A 12345-nucleotide genomic window follows, 5' to 3' on the forward strand; every position below is an offset into this window, starting at 1 on the left:
CCGGCGCTCACAGCGCGCCGTGCCGCGGCGGCGGCCGGTCGTTGAGGTGGTAGTTGCCGATGTGGTGGTACTTCCAGCGCACCGGGTCGTGCAGCGTGTGGGTGCGCGCGTTGCGCCAGAAGCGGTCCAGCCCCAGGCCGTCGAGCGTGGCGCCGGTGCCGGCCAGCTCGAACAGGCGGTTGCCGGCGTCGAGCGAGGCAGTGGTGCTCAACACGCGGGCCTCGGCCACCGCGACCGAGGCCGCGGCCACGCTGTGCTCGTCGGGGGCGCGCTGGGCCGCCTCGACGAAGCGGGCGGCGCGGCGCAGCAAGGCCTCGGCCGCGCGCAGGCGCACCGCCACCTCGCCGGTCAGCTGGATCGCGAGCGGGTCCTCGCTGGCGCGTTCCACGCCGGCATCGATCCATGGCCGCGAACGCTCGCGCACGAAGGCCAGCGTGGCCTCGAAGGCGCCGCGCCCCAGTCCCAAGTCGATGGCGGCATGCAGCAGCTGCGCGAAGGGGCCGATGGTGGTGGGCCGCTCGAAGGAGGCCAGGAAGGGGATGACCCAGGCCGGGTCGATCTGCACTCCCTCGAAGCGCACCGAGCCGCTGCCCGTCACGCGCTGGCCGAAGCCGTCCCAGTCGTCCACGATGCTCACGCCCTCGGCGCGGCGCGGCACGAAGGCGAGCTTGGTCACCTCGCGTTCGCCCTCCTGCGCCACGACCAGCGTGGGAATCCAGTGCGCGAACAACGCCCCGGTGCAGTAGAACTTCTGCCCGTCGATCTGCAGGCTGCCGCCTTCCTCGTGCAGGCGCGTGCGGCGCTTGAAGTCCTTGTGGCCGATCTCCGCAAGCGCATTGCCGAAGCGCTCGCCTTCGAGCACGCGGCGGTAGAAGAAGCTTTTCTGCGCGTCGGTGCCGCCGACGCGCAGCACCTCCAGCGCGTAATAGTGGTTCTGCGGGATCTGGCCGAGCGAGCCGTCGGCGGCCGAGATGATGGCGATCACCTCCGCCAGCGTGCGCGCCGACACGCCGGCGCCGCCATGCTCGCGCGGCACGGTGATGGCCCAGAGGCCGCTGGCGGTGAACCGCTCCAGCTCGGCCCAGGGCAAGCGCCGCTCGCGGTCGCGCGCCGCGGCGTCGCGGGCGAAGTCGGCAGCGAGCTCGCGTGCGATTTCCAGCGCCTGGGCATCGTCGCGGATGCGCAGCGGCTTCTGCTTAGGGATGGGCGCGGGCTGTGCCTCGGCACGGACGGGAGCTCGCCCCGCGGACGCCTCGGACGCGCGATCGGGAAGAAGGGCGGTGAGCGTCATTCGTCAGTTCCAGGAATGCCGCGGCGGCGGCACGTGGTTGAGCAGGTAGTTGCCGATCAGGTGCGCCTTCCAGCGCACCGGGTCATGCAGGGTGTGCGTGCGGGCGTTGCGCCAGTGCCGGCCCAGGTTGTGGACGTCCCGCGTGGCCGAGGAGCCGGCGAGTTCGAACAGCTTCTCGGTGGCATCGAGCGCGATGCGCGTGGTCAGCACCTTGGCTTCGGCCACGGCGACCGAGGCGCGCGCGCTCGATTCGGCGGTCACGGGCTGTGCCGCCACGGCATCGAGCGTGCGACCGCTTTCCAGCAACACCTCGTGCGCAGCATGCAGGTCCACCTCGAGGCGGCCCACGTCCTGGACGATGTAGGGATCGTCCGCGGCGCGGGCCACACCGGAATCGGTCCAGGGCCGCGCGTGCTCGCGCACGAAGGCGATCGCCTCGGCCAGTGCGGCCTGCGCGATGCCCTGGTCGATGGCCGCCTGCAGGAGCTGCGAGCCCGGGCCGAAGAGGCCTGGCCGGTCCGCCAGCTGCCACAGCGGCAACACGTCCGCCTCGTCGACCGGCACGGCCTCGAAGCGCACCGTGCCGCTGGCGGTGGTGCGCTGGCCGAAGGAGGACCAGTCGTCGATCACGGTGAGCCCCGGCGCATCGCGCGGCACCCACACCTGCACGGCGCGGCCCTGGTCGTCGAGCGCGCGCGCCGGCACGCGATGGGCGAAGAGCGCGCCGGTCGAGTAGAAGCGCTCGCCGTCGAGGCGCAGGCCCTGGGGCGTGCGGCGCAGCCGTGTCCCGCCCTCCACGACGGTCTTCGATCGCCGCTCCGGCCCGGCATTGCCGAGGCGCCCGCCCGCGAGCACCTCGGCGTAGAAGCGGGTCTTCTGCGCCTCGCTGCCGATCTCGCGGAGCACGCCCAGCACACCGAAGTGGTTCTGCGGGATCTGGCCGAGCGAGCCGTCGGCGGCCGACAGGATCACGAAGATCTCGGCCAGCGTGGCGTAGGACACATCGGCGCCGCCATGCTCGCGCGGCACGGTGATGCCGCCGAGCCCGCTCTCGGACCAGCGGTCGAGCTCCTCCCAGGGCAGACGGCGTTCGCGGTCGCGCTGCGAGGCGCCCGCTGCGAACTCGGCCGCGAGCCGGTGCGCGGCCGCCAGCGCTTCGGGGTCGCTTTGAATGCGGTGCACGCGCGGCAGCCGCAGGGGCGAGAAAGTTGGGGAATGGGCTGAAGACATGAGAGTGCTGTATCCAAGGCCGCGCAGTTCCGGCAGCACGAGCCGCGAAGGCCCGAGTTCCCGTGCCCGACCACGGGTCGATCAGGCCAGGGCGAGCGAAGGCACCACCGCAGGCGCGTGGGCACGTTGCCGCAGCACCGGCAACGCACGTTCGATCGCGAGTGCGATACGCGCACGCAGCGCCTCGCCGCTCACGCGGTAGTTCTCGAACTCCTTGTCCGTCGCGTAGACACCGACCGGCAGGGTATGCGCCTGGAAAAAGCTGAACAGCGGGCGCAGCTGGTGATCGATCGCCAGCGCGTGGCGGTCGCTGCCTCCGGTGGCCGCAAGGAGCACCGGCACGTCGATCAGCGATTCGTGATGAACGAAGTCGAAGAAATGCTTGAAGAGCCCGGTGTACGACCCGCGATAGATCGGGCTCGCCACCAGCAGCAGGTCGGCCGATTCCACGTCTCTGAGCGCCTGCTCGACCTCGACCGGAAGCTGGCCGCGCTGCAGCACGCCGCCGAACTTCGGCACCAGCTGGCCGAGTTCGATCAGGCGCGTCTCGGCGGGCCGGGCCACGGTCAGGCCGTCCAGCAGTTCCTCGACCAGCGCGAGCGTGCGCGAGGGACGCTGCAGGCCACCGGAGACAGCGACGATCTTGAATTTTTGAGTCATGGTGAAGAGAAGAAAAAAAAGCCAGACCACGAATGTGCCGCCCGCGCAGGCCTTTTCATGCACGGCTTCTAGAAGCATTTCAGTTATGGATATGCGGATTCCGGGCTTGGCACCCATGCCGAGCGGACCGGTTCGAAGGTCCCGTTTCCAGTTCAAGTTCTTCGAACGAGCTGCACCTCGCTACGAATGAGGCGCCAAGGTCAACGCCGCAGCAACGCGCAGCCGGCGCCTGGCCCTGACCGGGACATAACCATGGGGGGCGCGCCGCGCCACCTCGTGCGGCGAGACTGGTGCAATGCCCCAGGCCGCGGCAGTCAATGCGAGGACATGGCGGGCCTGTGTCGCTGGAGAAACATGGAAGGTGCAGACTGTTGCCATTGGTGGCTCCGGATGAACGCTTCGGCGATTCTGCGGAGCTGCCCCGCGTTTTCCAACGACGGATTGCGAGTTTCTTGATGCGGAAATCTCCCTTGCCGCCGCATTGCTCCGGTCACGACCTGCCCACGACCATCCCAAGGCGCACGGTGCGTGATCCACTGGCTGCGATCACCGAGACGCGGCCATGCGAGGCCCCTTTTGCGCATAAGCATGCGCGGTTTTCTTCGTTGATGGCGCAACCAGGGCTTCCTAGGATCGGCGCTTCGCAACCAGCCCCACCGCTCCCGTGCCGGAGCGCGCCGTCATGCCCATCGAGACGCCCTCCTCTTCCCCTGCCAGCGCCCCGCCTTCGAGGCGCCTGGCGCTCAAGACCCTCGCCTCCCTCGCATCCGTCAGCGCCATCGGCGGCCTGGCGCTCGCGGGCTGCTCGCGCGAGGACGGCGGCCGGGCCGCTGCGGCCAGCGGCCCGGCCGTGGTGAAGAAGACCGGCGACAAGGTGGCGTTCAAGTACCCGAACAATCCGTCGTTCGACCTGATCTACCTGGCCGACGAGCTCGGCTACTTCGAGGGCGGCAACACCCGCCCCGAATACGTCGGCAAGATTGCCGCGCCGCAGATCATTCCGCTCGTGGGCACGGGCGAGATCGACTTCGGCAGCCGCATGGTCCCGCTGGTGATCTCGGCCATCGCGTCGGGCGCAGACCTCAAGGTGGTGGCTGCGGGCGGCAAGACGCTGCAGGAGGCACCGCACATGAAGTACTTCGTCCGCAAGGATTCGGGCATCCGCCAGCCCAAGGACCTCGAGGGCAAGACCATCGGCTTCAACAGCTTCGGCGCCTGCGCCGAGTTCGTGACCAAGAAGTACCTGCGCCAGCACGGCGTGGACGTGGCGAAGATCAACTTCGTCGTCATTCCCGACGAGCAGGCCGAGCAGACCCTGGTGACCGGCAACACCGACCTCGCGATCATCCATGCGCCCTTCTCGGGCAGAGCCGACAACGCCGAGTCGCTGGTGCGGCTGTGGAGCGACTACGACCTCGACGGCGGCCTGGGCGGCATGGCGCCGTACAGCGCGCACGGCCAGTTCATCCGCCAGCACCCCGAGGCGGTGCGCGACGTGGTCGCGGCGCTCGCCAAGGCCGGCAACTGGGTCAACGCCAACACCGAGGACGCCCGCAAGCTGGTGGCCAAGCGCATCAACATGGACCTGAAGAACGTCGACCGCTACGCGTATGTCGACGACCTGGTGGTGACCGAGCCGCCGATCCAGTACTACATCGACATCCTGCAGTCCGAAGGCAAGCTCGCCGCTGGCAAGGTCGCGGTGAAGGACGTCTACACCAACGAGTTCAACCCCTTTGCGCAGCAGGCCGCGAAGTCTTGACCCCAATGCCTGCCATATGAGCTTGAAGATCTCGGCCCGCGAAGTGCGGATGGACTATGCGGCGCGCGGCGCGAGCGAGCGCGTGCGCGTCCTCGAAGGCTTCGACCTCGACGTGCGCGACGGCGAATTCCTCTCGGTGCTCGGCCCGTCGGGCTGCGGCAAGTCGACCTTCCTCGGCATCCTGGCCGGACTGACGGAACGCACCGGCGGGCGCATCGCCATCAACGGCCAGCCGCTGGCGGGCATCAACCGCAACCAGGGCGTCGTGTTCCAGGGCTATGCGCTGTTTCCGTGGCTCTCGGTGCTCGACAACATCGCGGTCGGGCTGGAGATACGCGGCATCGGCAAAGCCGAGCGCCGTCGCACCGCGCACGAATACCTCGAACTGGTGGGCCTGCATGGTTTCGCAGACCGCTATCCGCACGAGATCTCGGGCGGCATGAAGCAGCGCGTGGCCATCGCACGCTCGCTCGCCTACAAGCCCGACGTGCTGCTGATGGACGAGCCCTTCGCCGCACTCGATGCGCAGACGCGCGAGATCCTGCAGGGCGAGCTGCTGCGCATCTGGGAGCAATACCGCAAGACCATCGTCTTCATCACGCACAGCCTGGAGGAAGCGGTGTACCTCTCCGACCGCGTGGCGGTGATGACGCAGCGGCCCGGCCGCATCAAGGACATCATCGACATTCCGCTCGCGCGCCCGCGCTCGGCGGAACTTCGTCACTCGACCGAGTTCGCCGCGCTGCGCCAACGCGCGTGGGAGGTGCTGAAGGACGAAGTGCAGATCGGCTTGCGGCCCAGTTCGCTGGAAGGGGTGGTGTCATGAGCGCCGTGCTCGATGCGCCGGTGGTTCGCACGCCCGGTCGATTCTTCAAGTTTGCGCGCAGCTTTGCCCGCGTGGCCGAGCGCGGCATCGGCATCGCGATCTTCCTGGCGCTCTGGGAGGCGTTGCCGCGCCTGGGCGTCGTGAGCGATGCCTACCTGAGCCCGCCGTCGGCCGTGGTCGCGAGCATCGTCCAGCTCGTCGAGACCGGCCAGCTCTGGAAACACCTGGCGGCAAGCCTGCAGCGCTCGCTGTGGGGCCTGCTGCTCGCGGGCTTCTCGGGCGTGCTGCTGGGCCTCTTGATCGGCAGCTCCAAGCGGCTGGCAGCCATCGTCGATCCGGTGCTGCAGCTCTTTCGGCAGACCTCGGCCTTCGCGCTGTTCCCGGTGTTCATCCTGTTCCTGGGCATCGGCGAACTGTCGAAAGTGGCGATCATCTTCTGGGCTTCGTTCTGGCCGGTGCTGCTGAGCACGGTGAGCGGCGTGAAGCAGGTCGACCGGCTGCTCGTCAACTCGGCGCTGTCGATGGGCGCCTCGCCGCGCTTCGTCTTCTTCAAGGTGGTGCTGCCGGCGTCGCTGCCGTCGATCTTCACCGGCGTGCGGCTGGCGGGTGCCTACAGCATCACGGCGCTGGTGGCGGCCGAGATGATCGGTGCGCATTCCGGGCTGGGCTTTCTCACGCTCAACTCGCAGGAGACCTTCCAGATCCCGACGATGTATGCCGGCATCCTGCTGTTGGCCGTGCTCGGGCTGCTGCTCAACTACCTTCTGGCCTTGCTGGAGCGGCGACTGCTGCGCTGGCGCAAGGGGCTGAGCCTCGATGACTGAGCGCAGGCGGTCCAAGCGCGGGCTGGTCCTGGCAGGCACGGCGCTGGCGATGGCCGTGGCGATTGCCGGCATCGGCGGCGCCTGGGCTTTCGCAACGCCCGTGCTGTCGGGCCTGCCGAAGGGACCGGTGCTCGCGCAGGCGATCGAGCGCGGCAGGCTGATCGTGGGCGTGCGCCGCTATCCGCGCCCTGCCCCGCCCGAGGCGCCGACGCCGCCGGAGCCCGATGGTTTCGACGCCACGCTCGCACGGCAACTGGCGGCTTCGCTCGGCGTGCCGCTGGAGCTGGTCGGCCTCGACCCTGCAGCGCAGGAGGCCGCGCTGCGCGAAGGCCGCGTCGACCTGCTGGTGGCCGGGGTGCCCGCGCAATCCGTGCCCGGCATCGCCGCCACGCCCGGCAGCTACGACATCGGCCGCGGGCTCGTGGTCGCGCTCAGGCGCGGCAAGGTCCAGGATGCATCCGCGCTGCGCGGTGCCCGGGTCTGCGTGGGCGAAGGTTCGGGCTACGCCGGTGCGGTGTCGCAGCGCTATGGCGCGCAGCCGCGCAGCTACCCCTCTTCGGTGCATGCGGCGTCGGCTTTCATGGCCGGCGAATGCGCGGCGCTTGCCGAGGACGCCGAGGTGCTGGAACGGCTCATGCAGAACGAGGAATGGCGTTTCTACAAGCCGCTGGCGAGCGATGTGCGCCTGCCCTCGGATGCTGCCATTCGCCTGCCCGAGGGTGATGTCGTCTCGCGCGATTACCTGGCGGCGGCCCTGCGTCAATGGCGTGCCGACGGCACACTGGACAAGGCGCGCGCCGCGCGCGCGGGCAACCTGCAGTTCGAGATCACGCTGCTCAAGGACGGCTTCGTCTGCCATTCCTGAGCACGATGCACTTCAGGCTTGCACCGCACGCCACGGCACGAGCGGGGAAGCTCGCGAGCTTCCCCGCCGCCCTTCTCCACTAGCGCGCGCGGCGCTGCCCTGCCAATCGCCGCACCACCCGCACCAGGCGGTCGATCTCGTCGAAGGTGTTGTAGAAGGCCAGCGACGGCCGCACGGTCGTCTCGACACCGAAGCGCCGCAGGATCGGCTGCGCACAGTGGTGGCCCGTTCGCACCGCGATGCCTTCTTCGTTCAGCGCGTGGCCCACTTCTTCGGTGGTGTAGCCGTCGAGCACGAAGGACATCACGCTCGCCTTGTCGGCGGCCGTGCCGATCAGCCGCAGGCCCGGGATCGCCCCGAGTTGCGCCATGCCGTAGACCAGCAGGTCGTGCTCGTAGCGCGCGATGTTCTCGATGCCCACCTTGTTCACGTAGTCGATGGCCGCGCCCAACCCCACCGCATCGGCGATGTTGCCGGTGCCGGCCTCGAACTTGTTCGGGATCGGCTGGAACACGGTCTTCTCGAAGGTCACGTCGGCGATCATGTTGCCGCCCCCCTGCCAGGGCGGCATGTCTTCGAGCACTTCGCGCTTGCCCCAGACCACGCCGATGCCGGTCGGGCCGAAGACCTTGTGGCCGGAGAACACGAAGAAGTCGGCCCCGATGTCCTGCACATCGACCCGCATGTGCGAGACCGACTGCGCGCCGTCGACCAGCGCCCTGGCGCCGGCACGGTGCGCGAGCTCGACGATCTCCTTCACCGGCACCACGGTGCCCAGCGCGTTCGAGACCTGCGTGACGGCGACGAGCTTCGTGCGGTCGTTCAGCAGCTTGCGGTATTCGTCGAGCAGCACCTGGCCCGAATCGTCCACCGGGATCACGCGCAGCTTCGCGCCCTTGGCGGCGGCAAGCTGCTGCCACGGCACGATGTTGGCGTGGTGCTCGAGGTTGGAGACGATGATCTCGTCGCCCTCGCCCACGTGCTGCCCGCCCCAGCTCTTGGCCACGAGGTTGATGGCCTCGGTGGTGCCGCGCACGAAGATCACCTCTTCGACCTCGGGTGCGTTGAGAAACAAGCGCACCCGCTCGCGCGCGCCTTCGTAGGCATCGGTGGCGCGAGCGGCCAGTTCATGCGCGGCGCGGTGGATGTTCGAATTCTCGTGTTCGTAGAAGTACGCGATGCGATCGATGACCGATTGCGGCTTGTGCGTGGTGGCCGCGTTGTCGAACCACACCAGCGGCCGGCCGTTCACGCGCTCCCGCAGGATCGGGAAGTCGCGGCGCACCGCATTGACGTCGAACGGCGGATGCTGGCCGTTGCCGGCGAGCGGCACCGCATCGGGACCGCGCGGATCGGGCTTGGCCGGCGTGACGAAGCCGTTGGGCAGACGCACCGCGTCGACGAAGTAGAACTGCGCATCGCGCCCGGCAGGCACTGCTGGCGGGCTCGGCGGCGAGACGGGCGCGGCCGCTGGCGGCAACGCAAGGCCCGCGAATGGGTCATGAATCGCAATGCCCTCGGTCGCACCCGCCGACGGATGGCCGTAGCTGTTGCCCACGAAGTAGAACGGCGAGGCCGCGGCCTGCGGCGTCACGGGTGCATGCGCCTGAGGCACGCCCTGCACCGTGCCGCCCGAGCGCGGCTCGAAGGCCGGTGCGACCGACAGCACCGTGTCCGGCACGCCGTTGCCCGCCACCGCATGCGGCAGCAAGGCCGGTGTGCGGTTCGCGAGCGAAGGCAGTTGCGTGGGTGATGCCGGCAGCACGTTGGCGCCGGGAATCTGGCCTTGCGGAATCGGCGTGCCCGGCACGCTCGGCCCGAAGCCCGCAGGGCTCGCCAGCGGCGAACCGGGCGGTGCGACATTGGCGGGAAACTGCGCGCCCGGCACCAGCCCGCTCGCCACGCCGGGCAGCGAGGCCGGTGGCGTGCCCGGCAGTGCGGAGAACATGGCGCTCGCCATGCGTGCGAGGATGGCCGTGTCGAACGGCGCCTCGCCCGGAATCGATGGTGTGCTGCTCACCGCGGCTTACTTGTAGGTGTCGGGATAGTCGTGGTACTTGCCGATCTCGACGTCGTCGAGCACCGCCAGTGCATCGGTGGTCAGCACCGCGAGCGAGCAGTACAGCGAGATCAGGTACGACGCGATCGCGTGGTTGTTGATGCCCATGAAGCGCACCGACAGGCCCGGGCCCTGCTCGCCCGAAAGCCCCGGCTGAAACAGGCCCACCACGCCCTGGCGCTTGTCGCCCACGCGCAGCAGCAGGATCTTGCTCTTGCCGTCGGCCACCGGCACCTTGTTCGACGGGATCAGCGGAATTCCGCGCCAGGTGATGAACTGGGAGCCGAACAGGCTCACCGTCGGCGGCGGCGTGCCGCGGCGCGTGGCCTCGCGGCCGAAGGCGGCAATGGCCAACGGGTGCGTGAGAAAGAAGGCGGGCTCCTTCCACACCTTGGTCAGCAGCTCGTCGAGGTCGTCGGGCGTGGGCGCGCCGGTCAGCGGGAAAATGCGCTGCTCTTCGCTCACCTGGGCCAGCAGGCCGTAGTCGGGGTTGTTGATGAGCTCGCTCTCCTGGTTCTCCTTGATCGTCTCGATCGTGAGGCGCAGCTGCTCCTTGATCTGGTCGTGCGGGCTGCTGTAGAGGTCGGAGATGCGGGTGTGCACGTCGAGCACGGTGCTCACGGCGTTGAGGTAGTGCTCGCGCGGGTTCTCTTCGTAGTCGACGAAAGTGCGCGGCAGCTGGTTTTCCTCTTCGCGCGAGGTGCAGGTGACCTTGATCGATTCGGGGTTCTTGACCTTGTTGACGCGGTAGATGCCCGCCTCCACCGGCACCCATTGCAGCAGGTGCGTCAGCCAGCGCGGGCTGATGGTCTCCAGCTGAGGGACTGTCTTGGTGGCATTGGCTAGTTGGCGGGCGGCGTTGTCGCCAAGGGCGGTGGTACCACCGACTGTTGCGCTCATGGATCAGGGCTCCGTATCGAGAAGAAAGTGGCCGCAAGTGTCAGGCGGCATGGGGTTTTCCCTCAACAGGCTATAGCCGCCAAATTGATCCTTCGCACAAGACGCGATTGCTCCAGCTGCTCGCAGCGCAGCAGCAGGCCCACCATGTTGATGTCGAGCGCCGCAGCCAGCTTGTGCGCGGTGACGATCGACGGGATGACGCGCCCGCGCTCCACTTCGCCGACATAGGAGCGGTTCAGGTCGGCGTGCTCGGCCAGTACTTCCTGCGACCAGCCCTTGCCTTCGCGCAGCTGGCGGATGGTCACGCCGAAGTCTTCGACGAAATCCTTCATGCGCCGGCTCCCTTCGGGGCGTTCTGCAGGCTGGCCTGCGTCACGCTCGCACCCGCGGGCACGTCGTCGGTGATCCACACGTTGCCGCCGATGACGGCGCCCTTGCCCAGTGTCACGCGCCCGAGGATGGTGGCGCCGGCATAGATCACCACGTCGTCCTCCACCACCGGATGGCGCGGCAGGCCCTTCTGCAGATTGCCCTCGGCGTCGGTCGGAAAGCGCTTGGCGCCCAGCGTCACGGCCTGGTACAGGCGCACGCGTTTGCCGATGACCGCCGTCTCGCCGATCACCACGCCCGTGCCGTGGTCCATGAAGAAGCCCGCGTCGATCTGCGCGCCGGGGTGGATGTCGATGCCTGTCTGTGCATGCGCGAGTTCGGCCACGATACGCGCCAACAGCGGCAGGCCGAGCTGGTAGAGCTCGTGCGCCAGCCGGTGGTGGATCATTGCGAGCACGCCGGGATAGCACAGCAGCACCTCGTCGACGCTGCGCGCCGCCGGGTCGCCCTGGTAGGCGGCGAGCACATCGGTGTCGAGCAGGCGGCGAAGCTGCGGCAGCGCGCTGGCGAAGCGGCGCACCGCATCGGTCGCAGCATCGTCGATCTCGCCCGGGGAACGCGGTTCGTGCCGGGCGTTGAATTCGAGCTCGAGGCGGGCCTGCACCAGCAAGGCCTGCAGGGCGGAATCGAGCGAGTGGCCGACGTAGAAGTCTTCGCTTTCGTGGCGCAGGTCGGGCGGTCCGAGCCGCATCGGGAACAGCGCGCCCTTGAGCGCCTCGACGATCTGCGCGAGCGCGTGGCGCGATGGAAACTCGCGTGCGCCGGGCTCGCGCGAGCGCCGCTGTGAATCGCGCCATTCGTCGCGCACGCCATGCAGCGCGCGCACGATGCCGCTCACCTCGAAATGAGCCATGTGGTGGTTCTCCCTGGAAAGGAACGCTCGCGTCAGTCCTGCACCCACGGCAGGCCGTGGAAACGCCAGCCATCGGAACCGCCGCGGTGCTGACGGGCGTCGATCTCGCCCTCGAAGCCCTCGAGCACGTTGAACACGTGCGTGAATCCGGCCTTGGCGGCTGCTTCCGCCGCGAGTGCCGAGCGCTTGCCACTGCGGCACAGCAGCAGCGCCACCGCGTCCTTGCCGCCGTGCTTCGCCAGCCTGGCCTCGAGCTCGCGCACGAAGCGCGGATTGCGTGTCAGCGCCGTGCCGGTCGCCCAGGCCACGTGCAGGCTTTCGGGCACATGGCCCACGAACTTGCGCTCTTCACCCGAGCGCACATCCACCAGCACGGCCTGGCCACCCTGCACCAGCGCCCATGCCACGGACGGGGCCACGCCACCGGCGTAGGTCCATCCCGCTTCGGCCGCGCGAACGCGCGCTTCCTCAAGGGCGGGCGGCAAGGCGACGACATCTTCAACTTCCACTGACATGCGCTCTGGCTCCTGTGCGTTGGCTCATTTCCCATCCGGCTTGATGGCGATGACCATCACTGTAGGAGCGCAGCGATGAAGCTCAAACAACTGAAAAGTCGGTTCTAAACAACCAACTGGTCTAAAGAGAAATCCGGCGCACAGGCCCGGTCGCCATCCAAGACCTTCGG

Annotated in this window: 12 protein-coding genes; 4 read left to right on the plus strand and 8 right to left on the minus strand. The window is 68.6% G+C overall.

The features are described from left to right. Positions 1–7: 7 nt before the first annotated feature. The 3 genes from ACAM55_RS26135 to msuE form a co-directional block, all read right to left on the minus strand. Positions 8–1291, minus strand: a complete 1284-nt coding sequence (locus ACAM55_RS26135; protein WP_369657168.1) for an SfnB family sulfur acquisition oxidoreductase — start codon at positions 1289–1291, stop codon at positions 8–10. Between the two features lie 3 nt (positions 1292–1294). Beyond that, complete coding sequence (locus ACAM55_RS26140; RefSeq protein ID WP_369657169.1) at positions 1295–2521, minus strand: SfnB family sulfur acquisition oxidoreductase; 1227 nt, start codon at positions 2519–2521, stop codon at positions 1295–1297. Between the two features lie 81 nt (positions 2522–2602). After that, positions 2603–3181 (minus strand): FMN reductase, encoded by a 579-nt coding sequence (msuE, locus tag ACAM55_RS26145; RefSeq protein WP_369657170.1) that lies wholly within the window; start codon positions 3179–3181, stop codon positions 2603–2605. A 682-nt stretch (positions 3182–3863) separates the two neighbouring features. On the opposite strand from msuE, the gene ACAM55_RS26150 reads away from it, so the two are divergent. Genes ACAM55_RS26150 through ACAM55_RS26165 form a run of 4 tightly spaced genes read left to right on the plus strand, consistent with a single transcriptional unit; the run spans position 3864 to position 7458 of the window. Then, entirely contained in the window at positions 3864–4943 is a 1080-nt protein-coding gene (locus ACAM55_RS26150) for an ABC transporter substrate-binding protein (protein ID WP_369657171.1), read from the plus strand. Between the two features lie 16 nt (positions 4944–4959). Beyond that, entirely contained in the window at positions 4960–5769 is an 810-nt protein-coding gene (locus tag ACAM55_RS26155) for an ABC transporter ATP-binding protein (protein ID WP_369657172.1), read from the plus strand. Continuing rightward, positions 5766–6593 (plus strand): ABC transporter permease, encoded by an 828-nt coding sequence (locus ACAM55_RS26160; RefSeq protein WP_369657173.1) that lies wholly within the window; start codon positions 5766–5768, stop codon positions 6591–6593. Before ACAM55_RS26155 ends, ACAM55_RS26160 begins: the two co-directional genes overlap by 4 nt. Next, entirely contained in the window at positions 6586–7458 is an 873-nt protein-coding gene (locus tag ACAM55_RS26165) for a substrate-binding periplasmic protein (RefSeq protein WP_369657174.1), read from the plus strand. The genes ACAM55_RS26160 and ACAM55_RS26165 overlap by 8 nt, the downstream gene beginning before the upstream one ends. A 79-nt stretch (positions 7459–7537) precedes the next feature. Here the strand turns inward: ACAM55_RS26165 and ACAM55_RS26170 are convergent, their stop codons facing one another. The 5 genes from ACAM55_RS26170 to ACAM55_RS26190 form a co-directional block, all read right to left on the minus strand. Beyond that, positions 7538–9418, minus strand: coding sequence for a family 2A encapsulin nanocompartment cargo protein cysteine desulfurase (locus tag ACAM55_RS26170; protein WP_369657481.1), 1881 nt, complete (start codon positions 9416–9418; stop codon positions 7538–7540). A 66-nt stretch (positions 9419–9484) separates the two neighbouring features. Further along, on the minus strand, positions 9485–10417 hold the full coding sequence (locus tag ACAM55_RS26175; RefSeq protein WP_130424459.1) for a family 2A encapsulin nanocompartment shell protein: 933 nt from the start codon (positions 10415–10417) through the stop codon (positions 9485–9487). A 62-nt stretch (positions 10418–10479) separates the two neighbouring features. Beyond that, a complete protein-coding gene (locus tag ACAM55_RS26180) occupies positions 10480–10749 on the minus strand; it encodes a multiprotein-bridging factor 1 family protein (protein ID WP_369657175.1) in 270 nt (89 codons plus the stop codon). Next, a complete protein-coding gene (gene epsC, locus ACAM55_RS26185; RefSeq protein WP_369657176.1) occupies positions 10746–11660 on the minus strand; it encodes a serine O-acetyltransferase EpsC in 915 nt (304 codons plus the stop codon). Before epsC ends, ACAM55_RS26180 begins: the two co-directional genes overlap by 4 nt. A 32-nt stretch (positions 11661–11692) precedes the next feature. Then, entirely contained in the window at positions 11693–12175 is a 483-nt protein-coding gene (locus ACAM55_RS26190) for a rhodanese-like domain-containing protein (RefSeq protein WP_369657177.1), read from the minus strand. Positions 12176–12345 lie beyond the last annotated feature (170 nt).

It is taken from the genome of Variovorax sp. V213 (genome assembly GCF_041154455.1).
GTDB lineage: Bacteria > Pseudomonadota > Gammaproteobacteria > Burkholderiales > Burkholderiaceae_C > Variovorax.